We start from the raw sequence: 15,806 nt of genomic DNA on the forward strand, positions 1-15,806 counted from the left end.
GCGTGCGGCGAGCCGGACTCTTTCGTCGAAGCGCGGTCGCTTCAGCGGCCATATTTCCTTAGCGCGTAGTGCGATCCCCCGGAGGGTTTTATTGCATAGGGAACGCAGTTTCCTATGCAATAAAAATAAACCGGCATAGCTTTGACAACACCGCTCTAGCTATGCCGGTTCTTTGTATGGATCTTAATTTGCTTCCATTGCTGCTTTGATTTCAGAATAGGGCAGCATAGAATTTTATAATTCCAGGTTTCCCTTCCTTATACGCACGCAGCAAATTAATAAGCCTGGGACAATCCCGTCCCCAGATTTCCGGTACCCGCACAATAATTCCGCGTTCTCCCATCTGCTCCCGGATACAGGTCTCACAGGCAAGCTTGAGCTGGCCATAAGAGCCTGCAGCCCTGGGCCCATCCTGCTCATAATGCGGTTTCTCCAGCGCGCCGCCAATATACAAAACAAGTTACTGCAGCAATTCTTTCCAGTTCCCGGATCGAATAATCTCCCGGTAATACTCCAGCTCCTCGCCTATGATCTCGTCAATCACCTGCATGCCCAGCACTTCCACAGGGGCCTTATCATCTGTCAGAATCAGGCTCCCGCCCCGCACAGGCTCCAGTCCCGATGCTACCTGCTGCATCATGCGGTTCAGCTGGCCGTCCTCCGGCTGCCCGTTTCTCAGGGCCTCATCCAGCCGCTCCAGCATTTTGCTGTCAGTGCAGGCAAAGAGTTCAATATTAAATCCGTTGGCGGTAGGAATCTGCACCACGTCCGGGAACACCGAAGCCACGGTGTCCGCCAGATAGTCATTGATGGCTCCTTCCTTGCCGGAGCGCATATTCATATTCACCACCATCACACCGTTTTCCGTCAGATGCTCTTTTACTTCAGTAAAAAATTCCCGGCTGGACATCTGAAACGGTATTGTAATATCCTGATAGGCGTCCACCAGAATCACATCATATTTTCCGGCTCCCTGGAGGAAAGCCCTGCCATCCGCCACCGTCACCTTCACTTCTTCCGGCAGCTCAAAATATTCCCTGGCCAAGGCTGCGATTTTTTCATCAATCTCCACGCCTTCTGCTTTGATTCCCGGAAAATACCTGGTGCACATGGTAGCGTAAGTGCCTGTACCCATGCCCAGCACCAGGACTTCCGCCTCATCTGCTTTTCCGGACATCAAAGGCGCTGCCAGCGCGTAATCATAGTACATGCCGGTGAGCTGGCCGTCCTTGCGCATCATGGACTGGACCCCTGCCAGCACATTGGTGGAGAGCACCACGCTGTCCGGATTATCCTGCACCTGCAGATAATTATAAATAGATTCATCCTCATAAACCAGGTTATTTGCCCAGAAAGCAAAACTGTAATCCGCGGAAAAGAAAGAACTGACAATCAGCACAGCAGCAGCGGCGCCGCAGGCAATCACTCTTCGTTTCGCCGTAACAAAATAAAGAACGGAGAGTAGCAGCAGTACAGCGGCAAAGATTAAAAAGGTAGCTGCAGTTCCGAAAGCAGGAATGGTTACAAAAGTAGGCAAAAACGTTCCGATAATGCTCCCGATGGTGTTTAAAGCTCCCAAGCGCCCCACCACTGCACCGTTGTTCTCCAGATCCTGCACTGTATATTTTACCAGGGAAGGCGTCACAGTGCCCAACAGCATCAGGGGAAAAACAAACAGCACCAGGCAGCTGGCCAGAGACGCCCAAACAAGAAAGTTATGGCTTACAAAGGAAGCGATCAGCAGGGAAATTCCCGCTATGATATATTTTCCCACAAAAGGGATCAGGCCGATCCAGACCGCCGCAATCAGCAGCCTGAAATACAGCTTGCCCGGATCAGGGTTTTTGTCCGCGGCCCTGCCTCCCCAAACATTGCCCAAAGCCATGGCAATCATAATTGCACCGATAATTACTGTCCACACGATCTGGGAAGAACTAAAATAAGGCGCAAGCAGCCTGCTCGCGCCCAGTTCTACCGCCATGACGGACATCCCGGAAAAAAATTCCGTGGCATACAGAAAATACCGGTTATTTAAAATGGTCTTTTTTTCTGTCGTCATACTGCGATACTCCTTATTTTTTTATTCAGCTCGTGCGTCTCCATAAAAGCAGATGGAAACGCCGTCCGGTTCAATTCACTATAATTATATTAAAAACCGGTCAGGAATTAAATCCAAATATTTTCTGAGCAATCTTGTAGCACCAGATAATGCAGTCCCGGCCAGTCTTTCCGGGCATATGCAGCAGCCGTCCCACCAGCAGCTCATGGCGCATATGATGATACATTTTAGGGTTCTGCGCCTTCATATACTGCCACAGTTCCTTTTTCAGCGCCAAATTTTCTTTTGTTTCTCCCCGGATCAGCAGAACTGTGGTAATAGCAGTGATGATCATCAGATATTGATACATATAATCCCGGAGATGCGGATTCTCCATTTTACTCAGATCATAGCTGTCATACATGATCTTGTTGACCCTGATCTGCTGGTCCAGCCGTCCCAGCATCACTTTCTCATTCACAGACTGATCGCTTCTGCCGATAAAATACCGGTAAAAATTCACGTCCAGGTAATACATGGTTTTCACATAGGGAAGTGGCTGGTACACATAAATATTGTCCACATAGAAGGTATGCTTCGGCAGCTCCAGGCCGCAGTCCCGCAGCAGCTGCGTACGGTAGATCACTGAATGCATCAGGATATACTGCCACAATTTAAAATTCTTCACATCCTCCCAGGAAAAAAACGTCCCAATGGGAATCGCCTTGCGGTAATTCATCAGCTTTTTCCGCTTGACGCCTACTTTTTCATAGACAAAATTGGAAATCAGCATATCCAGGTTCTGGCCGTCCGCTACCACCTGCCGCAGAAGATCCAGAATCTTTTCATAAGAAGGGCCGTCCACCCAATCATCGCTGTCCACAATTTTCAGGTATTTTCCGGACGCATTCCTGATTCCGGTGTTCACTGCCTCCCCATGGCCGCCGTTTTCCTGATGGATCACCCGGACAATCCCAGGATATTTTTCCGCATATTCTTCCGCTATTTCCCCGGTTTTATCAGTGGAACCGTCGTCCACAATCAGAATTTCGACCTCTTCTCCTCCCGGCAGCAGCGTTTCCACACAGTGCCGCATATAATCCTGCGAATTATAACAGGGAATTGTCACCGTCAACAGTTTCAAGAGTCTTACCCTCCCCAGGTTTCATTTTCATCTGCATCATCCAAAGCAGAGAGATGGCCGCCGCCAGACAAATCACTGTCAGCGCCATATAATAAATCATTCCGTTTGTTCCGCTGAAAAACTGATTAATTTCCTCAGAATTACTGATCACCACGGACAGAATATTGGCAGCCGCATGGAACAGGATCGGGGCCAGAATATTTCTGAACTGCTCGTACAGAAACGCCATACCCAGTCCCAGCATTCCGGCGTAAATCAACTGAAGCATATTACCGTGGTAAATCCCAAAAATCAGCGCGGAAATCAAAGCAGCCGGCCAAAAATGAAGGTATGTCCTCATTCTTTTAAATACCAGGCCGCGGAAAATCAGCTCTTCTGCCACGGGCACCACCAAACCTGTCACCGCCAGCTGTAAGAGCAGCGGACTGCTGTAAATCAGCTGGTTCAGATTTTCCAAATCCTCCTGATACACAGCTGTCATTCCGGTAATATTCAAAAGCCCATTCAGCCCAAAGCAGGCACAGGCTCCGATAATGAACGCAGCCGCATACCACAAGGGAGAAATCTTGCGCCGTACAGGCGCCAAAAACCGTTTATCTCTCTGATAAAAAAACAAGGCAACAGGCAAAGTCAGAAGACTGGCAATTCCCGTGTAAAGCGTTGAATTTTTTACATAAGCCTGCATCAGGGCTTCCATCCCCTGCAGGTCAGTCCCCACGCGCATCTGCAGCGTCAGCACCATCATACCGCCGATGGAAACCAGGTTCAGAATTCCCCAGTGTATCAGCACAGGATACAATACGCGCCAGCAGCGCCACCCCCAATGGTCCTGTCTCATCGCATCTCCCTCTGTTATTTCAGATAAGAATTTATTATCTCTTTCGCCGCGGAAGCATCAGGGCCCACACAATACACCACATACAGCCCTTTTGTTTCCAGAACCGCATCCTTCAGCTTCGGCACCTGTTCCGGTCCATAACCTGCATAAGAAATCTGCAGCTCTTCATTTCTGGACTCGATCATCTTTTTCAAGCCGTCCACTTTATCCGCGGAAGCCGCCTTGAACACAGCGATCTCCTCCGGTGTGCCGCCTGTTCCTGAATAAGTCAGGCTTTCTGCCACTGCGGAAGCGTCCAGTCCCGTATAAAGCATCGCCGCATCCACCTCTGACAGTTCGTCCTCAAATGAGATCTCGCTCAGCAGCTCTTCCGCCAGCTTCTTCTGATCCAGCGTAAAATCTTTATCCTCATCCTTGGAATCCCCGCAGGCCGCCATGGTGAAAACCAGCGCCAGCGCCATCAGTAAACTTGCAATTTTTTTCATGATTTACTCCTTTCTGCTGTATGGTGTCTCAGATACAGATACCAAACCTCGTAAAAACTTTTTGTCATATGCACGCCGTCTTTGGCGGCGCCATAGGCGAAAAGATGGCCGTTTTCATTGGTCATCACTTCATTCAGATCCAGATAATGAGCTCCGGTTTCCGCCGCCAGATCCATGATCAGGCAATTCATCTCATTCACCCTGGCGTTGGTATTCACGCCGTCATCCGACCGGGCCTGGGTCACATGAATAATCCCCTGCAGGTAAATCTCAGCGTCAGGCTGAATCTGCCTGATCCGTTCTAGGAAATTCCGGTAAAGCGACGTAAATTCTTCATCCGTCATCCATCCGGTTTCATTAATTCCCAGAGAAATATATATTTTTTTATACTGCTTCCTGCCCAGGGCCGTGATCACGCTCATTTTCTGATCCTCGCCCGGAACCTCCAGCCAGCGGTTCTCATTCTCGCTGCACACCCAGTCCACAGACATCCCCACCTTTGTCAGGAAATCTGCTTTGGTGGCGCTGATACCGCTGTGCATGCGGAACCCCTCTGTTCTGGAATCTCCAATAAATACGGCATCGTCAAAATAGGACGCTCCGGCATCCGGCCCCTCAGGGACAATCACAGATTTCTGTCGCGCCGAAAGATCCGGCATGGTCTCCAAATGCGCTTCTTCAGGCTCTGTAAACGCTGTCGGATCCGGCGTCACAGAATAATTCACTGTTTCTTCCGTTGGTTCTGTGGTTTCTTCCTCATAGTCGCTCAACGTAGACGAAGCATCCGTTGAATCCGGCTGTATGCCGGCCTCCTCCGTCCACCGGCTGGCAAGAAATATTACGCAGCCAAGAATGATCAGACACAGGGCCAGCGCCGCCAGAATAAGCATCTGCCTGCTCAAGCGTATCTTTTTCTTCATGGTAATCCCTCATATTTTTCTTCTGTCAAAGGCAAAAGACGAGCCTGGATTTCATTATAAGAGATTTCAGGAAGTTTTTCAACAGAAAAATATAATTGTTAGATTTCTGCAATATTTACCAGTTCCAGAGATTCATGCTGGTGTTCCAAACTGGTAATCAGAGCTTCCGCGGTATCGATGGCAGTGAGCACATTCACCCCGGTTTCGATGGCGTGACGCCGGATCAGAAACCCGTCGTGGCTCTTCTGGGCGCCCTGGTTAGGCGTATCGATTACCAAATCAATGTGGCTGCTGTGGTCCAGCAGCAGATCCAGCAGGTTCGGAGATTCCTGTTCCAGCTTATTGATCTTCACCGCATGAACGCCGTTTTTATTCAGCGCTTTGGCAGTTCCCATGGTCGCGTATATCTCATAGCCGATCTTCTGGAACCTGCGGGCTATTTCCACAATGTCCTTCTTATCCGATTCCTTGACGGTAATAATCATTTTTTTGCTCTGGGGCAGATTGATTCCTGCGCCCAGGAAAGCTTTGTACAGGGCTTCATGGAATGTTTTTGCGATCCCTAAACATTCCCCGGTGGATTTCATTTCCGGGCCCAGGCCGATATCCGCGCCCCGAAGCTTCTCAAAGGAAAATACCGGGATTTTAATCGCGTAATAAGCAGCTTCCGGCTGCAGGCCAGGCGTGTATCCCATGCTGCGGATGCTCTCTCCCATAATGACTCTGGCAGCCAGGCCAACAATAGGAATCCCAGTAACTTTGCTGATATAGGGAACCGTGCGGCTGGAACGGGGATTGACTTCAATGACATAGACCTCTCCGTCCGCCACAATAAACTGGATATTGATCAGTCCCTTTACATGCAGGGCTTTTGCAAGCCTGCGGGTGTATTCCTCAATCACCTGCTTGATTTCGGAAGACAGACTCTTGGCCGGGTACACGGAAATGCTGTCCCCGGAGTGGATCCCGGCGCGCTCGATGTGTTCCATGATGCCCGGAATCAGGATGTCCTCCCCATCGCAGACCGCGTCCACTTCGATTTCCTTGCCCACCAGATATTTATCTACCAGAATCGGGTGTTCCTGGGCGATCCGGTTGATAATGCCGATAAATTCAGTAATATCCTTATCATCTATAGCGATCTGCATGCCCTGGCCTCCCAGCACGTAGGAGGGGCGGACCAGCACAGGATATCCCAGATCATTGGCGGCCCTGATGGCTTCTTCACAAGTATATACTGTATGACCTGCAGGTCTGGGAATCCCGCACTTCTCCAAAATAGCGTCGAACAGCTCCCGGTCCTCCGCCGCGTCCACATCCGCCGCAGAGGTCCCCAGGATCGGCACGCCCATTTGCATCAGTGCTTCCGTCAGCTTGATGGCTGTCTGGCCGCCGAACTGCACCACCGCTCCGTCAGGCCTTTCCAGATCCACAATGCTTTCCACATCCTCAGGGGTCAGCGGCTCAAAATACAGCTTATCTGCAATGTCAAAATCTGTGGAAACAGTTTCAGGATTGTTGTTGATAATAATTGTCTCGTAACCAGCCTTTTTAAACGCCCAGGTACAGTGTACGGAACAGAAATCAAATTCTATGCCCTGGCCGATGCGGATGGGCCCGGAACCCAGCACCAGCACCTTTTTACGGTCCCTGGTCTCTTCCACTTCATTTTCACTGCCGAATACAGAATAATAATAGGGAGTTTCAGAGGCAAACTCCGCCGCGCAGGTATCCACCATTTTAAATGCCGCGGCAATCCCGTTTTCTCTGCGCATTGCTTTAATCTCTGCGGCGTCCTTCCCGGTCAGCCCGGCAATCACTGTATCAGGGAATTCCAGACGTTTCGCTTCCGCCAGCAATTCCGGAGTGAGAGGATTTTCTGCCAACGCCTTCTCCATTTCTGTAAGAATCGCGATTTTATCGATAAACCACAGGTCAATTTTCGTAATGTCATGGATCGTTTCCTGGCTGATTCCCCGGCGCAGCGCCTCCGCGATCACAAAGATCCGGCGGTCGTCCACAGTGCGCAGCATGTCCAGAATATCCTCCTGATCAAATTCGGAATAATCCCGGTCCATCAGGCTGTCCACATGCTGTTCCAGAGAACGGATGGCCTTCATCAGGCCGCCCTCGAAATTACTGCATATGGCCATCACCTCGCCGGTAGCTTTCATCTGCGTGGTCAGCGTGCGCTTTGCGCTGATAAATTTGTCAAAGGGCAGGCGGGGAATCTTTACCACACAGTAATCCAGCATGGGTTCAAAGCTGGCGTAGGTCTTGCCGGTAATGGCGTTTTTGATCTCATCCAGCGTATAGCCCAGCGCGATTTTTGCCGCCACTTTGGCGATGGGGTAGCCGGTGGCTTTGGAAGCCAGCGCTGACGAGCGGCTCACCCTGGGATTTACCTCGATCACGCAGTATTCAAAGCTGTCCGGCTTCAACGCATACTGCACGTTGCAGCCGCCCGTAATGTTTAGTTCTGTAATGATATTCAGCGCAGAGGTGCGCAGCATCTGATATTCTTTGTCTCCCAGAGTCTGGGATGGAGCGACCACAATGCTGTCTCCGGTATGCACGCCCACCGGGTCGATGTTTTCCATGTTGCAGACCGTGATCACATTTCCCGCGCCGTCCCGCATCACCTCATATTCAATTTCTTTCCAGCCCGCGATGCAGCGCTCCACCAGCACCTGCCCTACTCTGGAAAGCCGCAGGCCGTTGGAGAGGATTTCCACCAGCTCTTCTTCATTATCCGCGATGCCGCCGCCGCTGCCGCCCAGAGTATAAGCGGGGCGAAGCACCACCGGATAGCCGATGCTGTTGGAAAAAGCGATGCCGTCTTCCACATTTTCCACCACCAGGGAAGGAGCGCAGGGCTCTCCTATTTTCTCCATGGTGGTCTTAAATTCCAGGCGGTCCTCCGCCTTTCTGATGGTTTCCGGCGTGGTGCCGATCAGGCGGCAGCCGTGTGCTGCCAGAAATCCGCTCTCCGCCAGCTCCATGCCAAGATTCAGCCCGGCCTGTCCGCCCAGGGTGGGCAGCACGCTGTCCGGTTTTTCCTTCAGGATAATCTGTTCCAGAACTTTCGCGGTAAGGGGTTCGATATATACCTCATCCGCAATATCTTTATCCGTCATGATGGTGGCCGGATTGGAATTCACCAGCACCACCTCAACGCCTTCTTCTCTCAGGGAGCGGCAGGCCTGGGTGCCTGCATAATCAAATTCGGCGGCCTGACCGATGATAATAGGGCCGGAGCCGATGACCAGTACCTTTTTTATGCTGCTGTCTTTAGGCATGTTTTCTTCCCTCCATCATCTTCAAAAATCTATCGAACAGGTATGCGGAATCCTGAGGCCCGGGACATGCTTCCGGATGGAACTGCACGGTAAAGATGTTTTTTCCTGTATAGGAAAGGCCCTCGTTTGTTCCGTCGTTCACATTTACGAAAGCCGGAACTGCAACCTTCTCATCCAGCCTGCTGGTGTCCACCACATATCCATGGTTCTGAGAAGAAATATATACCCTGCCTGTAGCCAGGTCCTTCACCGGATGATTTCCTCCCCTGTGCCCGTATTTGAGCTTGTAAGTATCGCAGCCTGCGGCCAGCGCCATCAGCTGATGTCCGAGGCAGATCGCAAAAATCGGCACATCAGATTCATAAAGCTTCCTGATCTCCCCGATGATCTCCGTACATTCCTTCGGATCTCCGGGGCCATTGGAAAGCATAATGCCATCCGGCTGTGCCGCTAATATTTCTTCTGCGCTTGAAGAGGCCGGATAGATTGTCACTTCACATCCGCGGTCATTGAGAGAACGGGCGATATTGTTCTTTGCGCCAAAGTCCATCAATGCCACTTTATAGCCGCTTCCAGGCAATATATTTTTTTCTTTGCAGGTCACTTTCTTCACCGCGCCGGAAGGGGCGTAGCCTTTCAGTTTGGCAGTCACTTCCTCCAGATCAAACTGTTCGTTACGGGTGATCATGCCGTTCATGGTGCCTTTTTCCCGGAGAATCTTTGTCAGCGCCCTGGTATCGATCCCCGCAATTCCCGGGATATCCTGCTCTTCCAGAAAATCCTGTATTGTTTCTTCTGATCTGAAATTGCTGGGCTTACGGGAAAGCTCCCGCACAATATATCCGTCCGGCCATGCCTTCGCTGACTCCATATCAGCACGGCAAACGCCATAGTTTCCAATCAGCGGATAGGTCATCACCACTGCCTGTCCCGCATAGGACGGGTCTGTCAGTACCTCCAGATAACCTGTCATAGACGTATTAAACACGATTTCACTGATCACTTCCCGGTCAGAACCGATCCCGGTACCTGTAAAAACATGCCCGTCTTCTAAAATAAGAAATGCTTTCATGTTGTCCCACCTTTCCTAGTCCAGCTGCGGCAGATCCGCGCGCGGCAGCATAAAAATCCGTCTCCGCGCAAAAAAAAAGACATAGTCCTGCCTTTAGTTTTTTGCATTCTACCACAAAACCCGCCCTTTTACAACAGTTTTTTCGGATTTATTTTTATTTAATGCTTTCTTCCTAAATTATTTCTTGACCTGAAGCAGTAAAATGTGTAAAGTGGAACTATCCTATAAGAAAGAAGGTTCTATTCATGCGATTCCGCGACAGACTCTACCAATTCATGCAGGGGCGCTACGGTCCCGACCAGTTCACCTATTTCCTGATGGGGACTTATGTGGTGCTGACCCTCTTATCCATGTTTCTCCGGTTTCCGGTGGTATATGCCGTGTTGAATGTGTTGAGCTATGCAGCAGCAATCTACATGCTGTTTCGCATGTTTTCCAGAAATATCTATAAACGCCAGGCAGAGAATCAGATGTTTCTGCGTTTCTGGGCGCCTTTCGGCAGGTTTTTCAGCCTGCAGAAGCGCCGGGTCAAGGAGGGCAAAACCAGCCGGTTCTATTGCTGCCCCAAATGCAGACAGATTATCCGTGTTCCCAAGGGGAAGGGAAAGATTCAGATCACTTGTCCTAAATGCCGTAATTCTTTTATTAAAAAAACATGAGATATCGTTGAATGAAGCAGAGAAGCGGGGGTAACTCCGGAGGCTATTTGCCGCAAGGCATCGAGCCTCCGGAGTTACCTCTTCCCGTCCCTCTGCCGGGTTTTCTTCTCTCTGAAATTAAATTGTTTATCTTATTCCATGTAAATATTCCACTAATGGGTCTAAATATTTTTTATCCGTCCAGTCGCAGGTTTGCCCGGCGGCTGTTATAAGGTCTCTCATCCATGGCTCACAGGCTTCGGGATTTTTTTTGACCACGAATTTCTGAAGCATTTTGCACAGGGTCCTGTCCAGAAATTTCATTTTGCTCTCATCCCATGCGCCTCTCCCGTAAAAAAGCGGGATTTCTTTTAAGTCCCCTGTCAGGTTATGCTCCTTGATTTTCTCTAATCCGTTCTCATCATAAGGAGAAGCGCCTACGCAGAATATTGCTGTTTTCTTATCTTTTAATCTGCTGAAATTTTCCCGTAAAAAGGATATTCCTGCTATTCCGGATGCGTAGATTCCACCGCACAATATGACTGTATCATATTGTTCCATCTCCTCCGCCGCTGCTTTCTTTGTTTCTATACAATCAAATTCTGTCATCTCTTTGAGCCATTCGGCATATTTTTTTGTGGCGCCATATTTGGACTGATATATTATAGTTCCCTTTTTCATCACAACTTCCTTCCATTATTGTTCATTTGTTCTTAACGCCTGTTTCAAAAATACTTCATAGGCAGCTTCCTGCTGCGCGTATATTTCGTCTGTTGAAATTCCCGGCGTCGTTACTGAAAATATCGTGCCGATTCCGATGGTGTAGATCAGCATATTCAAGTGCAGCTGTTTGGCCTCCGGTATGCTGATATGCAGTTCCTCGGCGATAAATCCGGCGGCGCGGGGGTTGGCTTCCGTCTGGTATAAATCGTCCAGGGAAGAAATTCCTTTTCGCTGATGCAAAATAAAAATACGAAACAGGTGCGGTTCTTCTTTGGCTAATTGAATATACGCTCTTCCTGTGCTGCGGAACAGATCTTTTTCGTCAATATGGGCTGCTACATACTCCTGTATAAAATGCCTGACCTGCCCGATCACATCCTGGCGCAACCCCTCCATGTTTTTGCAGTAACTGTAAATGGGTTGTACAGAACATCCTATTTTGTCTGCGATATTCTTTACCATGACCTGTTCCATACCGCTGTTCCTTGCAATTTCATAGGCGGCATTGACGACCATTTCCTTCGTAATTCTCTGTTTTGGCATTGTCTCCTCCCTATAATATAACTCTTTTATATAAATAGATTATATAATAACCTTCAAAAATTGTCAACCTGTATTTCCTTTCTTTAATTTGTACTCCTCTTACCGCGGCGGGTCTTTCCTGTGAAAAAGAATCCCGCCCACGTGATTCCTTACGCCGCAGTGCGATCCCCCGGAGGGTTTTGTTACATAGGGAACGCAGTTTCCTATATAACAAAAAACAGCAAGCCCTTGTGTGGCCTGCTGATAGTCTTTTGTATACCATAACCTCCCCGAAACCACAAGAGGCGGGACTGCACTTCATTTATGCTAAGAAATGGTTTCGGCGTATTCCATGCGTTCCATAATCCAACTATCAAAATAGTCTTCCATTTCCTTTTGTAAGCCGCCTTTGGTAAAGCCCTTCAAAAATTCAACAAGATAGTAGAAAAACATATGGTAACAGTAAAAAGCAAGGCGGTGGGGCCGCAACTCATAATCCACCTTATTTTCACGGAGGGTTTTATTGAACAGGTCTGCCGCCCATTGGTGACAACACATAACCCACGCGTCCCTTTCAGGCGGGGCGTACATGACTTCATCCCAATCGGGAATGTAATATGCCTGTTCGCCGACAAGTAGATTTCCTCCAGCGTCTCCATGCGTGAAATAGAAGTTGGATTGCTCTTTCTCGCAACACTTTGCGAAATTCTGAAGCCGTTCGGCATAATGGCGCAGCAAATCACTCTTTTGCTCTAATAATAAACAAACCTTCTGGGCCTCGACGTTCGCCGCCTGTGCTTTAAGCTGCTCCCACCGGGAAAAGAAGTCTGACGCGATTTCAGCGGAAAACACAGCTTGGGGGATATGAAATCCCGGTTTTGACACAGCGTATACCTTACACAGCATTTCATACTCCGGAATTTTTGTCTCATCCGTCTCATGGTTTTCGCCGTTAATCCACTCAAAAATTGCAAGAACTGCGGACCCAAATGTGGAATACAGCTCCCCCGCCTTTGTTTTGACTACTGTACCGACAAAATCAATGCCGCTGGCACACAGGTAATCAACAACCGCCAGACTGTCACGATACTTGGTTTGGTGCTCCGGGGAATCGTCTAGCTTGAGAAAATATCTGCCGCCCCCCGTATCCACTCGCCACGTCTCACCGTAATAGCCACGTTTTGCCGGAACAATGGAAGTAGCCGAAAGACCGTACTCCCGTTGTATGAGTGTTTTCAATTCAGTTATATAAACCTCGTTTTTGTCGTATTCGTTTTTCCTCATACTATCCCCTCTTTCGTAACAGCCTTTATTGCATCTTATCCGCCAAACTGTGTGAAAACGCAAATTTATACTATTTTTATTCGGTTTTCTAGTTTCAAATCAAAAAACACTCTCGTGCCTCTGCGTTTTCACACAGCCTGCCGCCTAAGTCGAACAAAGACATATCTTTCTTTTTTCCATTCTAATAGTAACGCATGAGAATGTCAAACAGTTCATGTCATGTCATAACTTTGTGCGACTGTTCATAATCCAGTTTGTTCGCTTGGGCACCATCCGGGCACCATTTTACCCTTTGCGGGATTGTATTGAATACAGGGGAAATGCTGATTCCATGGGCCTTTCCGGCTGAAAATAGGATTCCATTACCGCCGAATGTTTACTATTTTTTATAGAGAAGCGCTGACCCATTGCAAAGATCAGCGCTTCTCTATATTTCATTCTGCAGGAAAGAACTCCTATGATATTTCTCAGAACCCGTCTACTGCAGTTCTGCAATTCTGGTAACTCCCACATAAATCTGGCTGATTTTATACCAGGTGGGAAAATCTGTTATCCCTGTCTGCCCCAGGCCGAAGATGGACTGGAACTCTCTCACTGCATTGGCGGTATCCTCATCATAGTATCCTGTCACCATCAGAGAAGGGATTGCGGTGTAAACGCCCGCGATGGTCTGGAGCTGTTCCTGAAGCTGGCGTACTTTATTGCCGCTGGAACCGATGGTCAGATCATAACCCGGCCAGGAAGAGGGGATCCCTGAAATCTGTTCCGCAGAATTGATATAGATGCTGCTCCCATAATAGTTACGCAGTATTTCGATAGGGCTGTATCCCTGGTCTCCCAGATATTTAGACCCCCACTGGGACATCCAGTTTGGACAGGTCACCCGCTGACCGTCGCAGAACTGTGTCAGGATGGGCTGTTTCACCTCCGGCCTGGAGAGGTACTGGTCAAATATTTCGTCCACCACTTCAGAAATCGGCTGGAAAATATTTCTGCCATAGATCCATTTCATATCAAAGGCCGTAGAAGTTGTGATCGTAAAGTCATAGCCCTTATTTCGGTACCATTCTGTATAGACCCTGTTCAGGGTAAAGGACATGATGGCCAGGATATTCGCCACAATAGTGGCATAAGGCCAGGTGGCGTAGATTTCACTGGACGCCACATTTTTAATGTAATCCCGGTATGGCACGAAATAGTCGGGAGCAGAAGCATCCGTGGGGACGCCGTCATGAACCACCACCGTCTCAGGGACCACCACTCTGCTCAGGACAATTTCCCCTGTCTCCTGGGTAGGTTTAATCTCCGCCTCCGCAATTTTCGGCGGATATTCCCCATAGAGGGTGTGGTCCGGAATAAAAATATCCACCGGCGCGTTGGAGGGCTCCAGTGGTTTCAGCCTCACCGGCTGTATGGAAATAACGCCCGGAAGCACTTCTGATCCTGCCACCACCGCGGGCTCAAACCCCTCGGCCTGAATCGTCAGCGTATATTCCGCATATGGACGGGCAGCCTGTTCCGGCTCCATGCTGTATTCCAGAGGCGGAGTCCGCAAAGTCACTTCCTCCGTCTGCCCTGACCCATTTGTCTCCAGCTCCTCTAAAACCTGTTCCGGCTCTTCCGTCCGGGCAATGGATACTCTTGCGTCCGGTATCGGATACTGATTTGACGCTGAGGTCACATCCACCTGCAGCTGTCCGGTATCAGGCCCCGCCTGCGCCGCTTTCAAACTCATTCGACTGCTCATAAAATTCCCCCATTCTCTGGTTTATGGCATTTTATGCGGCCGTCTGTCCAAACTTACCTTTAGTTTAGAAAAAATTTAGAATCCTTTAGATTTCTGATCTAGTATTTCTGTTTTAATTCTGCTATATTATGTCTGAGGAGTGTGACAAACATGCAGTATTCAGTAATATATATCAGTAAGACCGGAAACACAAGAAAGATCGCCAAAGCCATATTTGACCGTCTGCCCGGTGAGGATAAAGATATTGAAGAATTAAATACGCATACAGATCCTGAGAAATCAGAGACAGTTTTTGTGGGCTTCTGGATCAACAGGGGCACCAGCAGCATGGAAATGATGGATTTCCTTGGCAGGCTGCATGGTAAAAACGTAGCTTTGTTCGCTACCTGCGGCATGGGCGCCAGCAAGGCCTATTACGCAAAGCTGGAATCCCAAATGCGGGCGCTGCTTCCCGAGGACAACATCTGCCTGGGATGCTTTCTCTGCCAGGGGAAAATGCCCATACAGGTCCGCAGACGTTATGAAGAACAACAGCTTCAGAATCCGGAAGATCCCCGCCTGACCATGATGCTCAGAAATTTTGATGAAGCGATGCTCCACCCCGATGAAAATGACCAGCAGGCTGCCGCGGAATTTGCCTGTAAGACGCTGGAACGATATGCCCTGTAAGGAAATATGGCTGCTGATGCGGCCGCACTGCGGCGTAGGAATCACCACGCTAAAGCGACACGCCGCAGGCGGGGAATCCCGCGAGCGGGATTCTTTTTCATTTCAGCAGCCTGCGGATGAGACCGCACACCTCATCCAGGGTTTCTTCCTTGCCCGACAGGATATCCTCTTTCACACAGGTTTTCATATGCCTTGCCAGCAGCTCTTTGGAAAAACCGTTTAAAGCTGCCTGGGCGGCAGACACCTGGGTCAGAATATCTACGCAGTATCTGCCCTCCTCCACCATAGAACGAATCCCTCGAATCTGTCCTTCTATCCGGTTCAGCCGGAGCACCAGCGTTTTCTGTTCTTCGGCGCTTCTCTCTTTATGTCTCACTTCACATTCTTCTGGATGCACTGTTTTATCTTGCTGTGCCATGTTCTTTCC

At 49.3% G+C, this 15,806-nt stretch carries 15 protein-coding genes; 2 read left to right on the top strand and 13 right to left on the bottom strand.

Annotation, left to right across the window (positions count from 1 at the left end):
• Positions 1 to 211 precede the first annotated feature (211 nt).
• The 8 genes from EV209_RS16295 to EV209_RS07215 all read right to left on the bottom strand — a co-directional run bounded on the left by EV209_RS16295 (position 212) and on the right by EV209_RS07215 (position 9,796).
• Positions 212 to 454: a Rossmann-fold NAD(P)-binding domain-containing protein gene (locus tag EV209_RS16295; RefSeq protein WP_165388853.1), complete on the bottom strand. Its 243-nt coding sequence runs from the start codon at positions 452 to 454 to the stop codon at positions 212 to 214.
• Between the two features lie 6 nt (positions 455 to 460).
• A complete protein-coding gene (locus EV209_RS07185; protein ID WP_243647534.1) occupies positions 461 to 2,059 on the bottom strand; it encodes a spermidine synthase in 1,599 nt (532 codons plus the stop codon).
• Between the two features lie 100 nt (positions 2,060 to 2,159).
• Positions 2,160 to 3,182, bottom strand: coding sequence for a glycosyltransferase family 2 protein (locus EV209_RS07190; protein WP_130434552.1), 1,023 nt, complete (start codon positions 3,180 to 3,182; stop codon positions 2,160 to 2,162).
• The gene (locus tag EV209_RS07195) at positions 3,148 to 4,020 is read right to left on the bottom strand and encodes a CPBP family intramembrane glutamic endopeptidase (RefSeq protein WP_130434554.1); all 873 of its coding nucleotides are present in this window, start codon (positions 4,018 to 4,020) and stop codon (positions 3,148 to 3,150) included. The genes EV209_RS07190 and EV209_RS07195 overlap by 35 nt, the downstream gene beginning before the upstream one ends.
• A gap of 14 nt (positions 4,021 to 4,034) precedes the next feature.
• Positions 4,035 to 4,505 (bottom strand): DUF4358 domain-containing protein, encoded by a 471-nt coding sequence (locus EV209_RS07200; protein ID WP_130434555.1) that lies wholly within the window; start codon positions 4,503 to 4,505, stop codon positions 4,035 to 4,037.
• Positions 4,502 to 5,425 carry a GDSL-type esterase/lipase family protein gene (locus tag EV209_RS07205; RefSeq protein ID WP_130434557.1) on the bottom strand — a complete coding sequence of 308 codons (924 nt, stop codon included), beginning with the start codon at positions 5,423 to 5,425 and terminating at the stop codon, positions 4,502 to 4,504. Before EV209_RS07205 ends, EV209_RS07200 begins: the two co-directional genes overlap by 4 nt.
• 98 nt (positions 5,426 to 5,523) lie before the next feature.
• Positions 5,524 to 8,724: a carbamoyl-phosphate synthase large subunit gene (carB, locus tag EV209_RS07210; RefSeq protein ID WP_130434559.1), complete on the bottom strand. Its 3,201-nt coding sequence runs from the start codon at positions 8,722 to 8,724 to the stop codon at positions 5,524 to 5,526.
• Positions 8,717 to 9,796, bottom strand: coding sequence for a carbamoyl phosphate synthase small subunit (locus EV209_RS07215; protein ID WP_130434561.1), 1,080 nt, complete (start codon positions 9,794 to 9,796; stop codon positions 8,717 to 8,719). The genes carB and EV209_RS07215 overlap by 8 nt, the downstream gene beginning before the upstream one ends.
• A gap of 245 nt (positions 9,797 to 10,041) precedes the next feature.
• Here EV209_RS07215 and EV209_RS07220 point away from each other — a divergent pair, with 245 nt between their 5' ends.
• Positions 10,042 to 10,455, top strand: coding sequence for a hypothetical protein (locus tag EV209_RS07220; RefSeq protein ID WP_130434563.1), 414 nt, complete (start codon positions 10,042 to 10,044; stop codon positions 10,453 to 10,455).
• A 126-nt stretch (positions 10,456 to 10,581) separates the two neighbouring features.
• On the opposite strand, the gene EV209_RS07225 is transcribed toward EV209_RS07220, so the two are convergent.
• From EV209_RS07225 to EV209_RS07240, 4 genes are all read right to left on the bottom strand, one after another.
• Complete coding sequence (locus tag EV209_RS07225; protein WP_130434565.1) at positions 10,582 to 11,115, bottom strand: flavodoxin domain-containing protein; 534 nt, start codon at positions 11,113 to 11,115, stop codon at positions 10,582 to 10,584.
• A gap of 15 nt (positions 11,116 to 11,130) precedes the next feature.
• Complete coding sequence (locus tag EV209_RS07230; protein WP_130434567.1) at positions 11,131 to 11,700, bottom strand: TetR/AcrR family transcriptional regulator; 570 nt, start codon at positions 11,698 to 11,700, stop codon at positions 11,131 to 11,133.
• 306 nt (positions 11,701 to 12,006) lie between these two features.
• Positions 12,007 to 12,963 carry an aminoglycoside phosphotransferase family protein gene (locus tag EV209_RS07235; protein ID WP_130434569.1) on the bottom strand — a complete coding sequence of 319 codons (957 nt, stop codon included), beginning with the start codon at positions 12,961 to 12,963 and terminating at the stop codon, positions 12,007 to 12,009.
• A gap of 478 nt (positions 12,964 to 13,441) precedes the next feature.
• Positions 13,442 to 14,710, bottom strand: coding sequence for a peptidoglycan-binding protein (locus EV209_RS07240; protein WP_243647535.1), 1,269 nt, complete (start codon positions 14,708 to 14,710; stop codon positions 13,442 to 13,444).
• 150 nt (positions 14,711 to 14,860) lie between these two features.
• Between EV209_RS07240 and bilS the strand changes: the two genes are divergently transcribed.
• A complete protein-coding gene (gene bilS / locus EV209_RS07245) occupies positions 14,861 to 15,379 on the top strand; it encodes a flavodoxin family protein BilS (RefSeq protein ID WP_130434571.1) in 519 nt (172 codons plus the stop codon).
• A gap of 97 nt (positions 15,380 to 15,476) precedes the next feature.
• Here bilS and EV209_RS07250 read toward each other — a convergent pair whose 3' ends face one another.
• Positions 15,477 to 15,797: a metal-sensing transcriptional repressor gene (locus tag EV209_RS07250; protein ID WP_130434573.1), complete on the bottom strand. Its 321-nt coding sequence runs from the start codon at positions 15,795 to 15,797 to the stop codon at positions 15,477 to 15,479.
• Between the last annotated feature and the right edge of the window lie 9 nt (positions 15,798 to 15,806).

It is taken from the genome of Cuneatibacter caecimuris, assembly GCF_004216775.1.
Lineage (GTDB): Bacteria > Bacillota > Clostridia > Lachnospirales > Lachnospiraceae > Cuneatibacter > Cuneatibacter caecimuris.

Bases quoted from the DNA above. Each gene is read 5' to 3' on its own strand.
- EV209_RS07200 (WP_130434555.1), bottom strand. From the start codon at position 4,505: ATGAAAAAAATTGCAAGTTTACTGATGGCGCTGGCGCTGGTTTTCACC.
- EV209_RS07230 (WP_130434567.1), bottom strand. From the start codon at position 11,700: ATGCCAAAACAGAGAATTACGAAGGAAATGGTCGTCAATGCCGCCTAT.
- EV209_RS07235 (WP_130434569.1), bottom strand. From the start codon at position 12,963: ATGAGGAAAAACGAATACGACAAAAACGAGGTTTATATAACTGAATTG.
- EV209_RS07225 (WP_130434565.1), bottom strand. From the start codon at position 11,115: ATGAAAAAGGGAACTATAATATATCAGTCCAAATATGGCGCCACAAAA.
- EV209_RS07215 (WP_130434561.1), bottom strand. From the start codon at position 9,796: ATGAAAGCATTTCTTATTTTAGAAGACGGGCATGTTTTTACAGGTACC.
- EV209_RS07185 (WP_243647534.1), bottom strand. From the start codon at position 2,059: ATGACGACAGAAAAAAAGACCATTTTAAATAACCGGTATTTTCTGTAT.
- EV209_RS07250 (WP_130434573.1), bottom strand. From the start codon at position 15,797: ATGGCACAGCAAGATAAAACAGTGCATCCAGAAGAATGTGAAGTGAGA.
- EV209_RS07205 (WP_130434557.1), bottom strand. From the start codon at position 5,425: ATGAAGAAAAAGATACGCTTGAGCAGGCAGATGCTTATTCTGGCGGCG.
- EV209_RS07240 (WP_243647535.1), bottom strand. From the start codon at position 14,710: ATGAGCAGTCGAATGAGTTTGAAAGCGGCGCAGGCGGGGCCTGATACC.
- EV209_RS07195 (WP_130434554.1), bottom strand. From the start codon at position 4,020: ATGAGACAGGACCATTGGGGGTGGCGCTGCTGGCGCGTATTGTATCCT.
- bilS (WP_130434571.1), top strand. From the start codon at position 14,861: ATGCAGTATTCAGTAATATATATCAGTAAGACCGGAAACACAAGAAAG.
- EV209_RS07220 (WP_130434563.1), top strand. From the start codon at position 10,042: ATGCGATTCCGCGACAGACTCTACCAATTCATGCAGGGGCGCTACGGT.
- carB (WP_130434559.1), bottom strand. From the start codon at position 8,724: ATGCCTAAAGACAGCAGCATAAAAAAGGTACTGGTCATCGGCTCCGGC.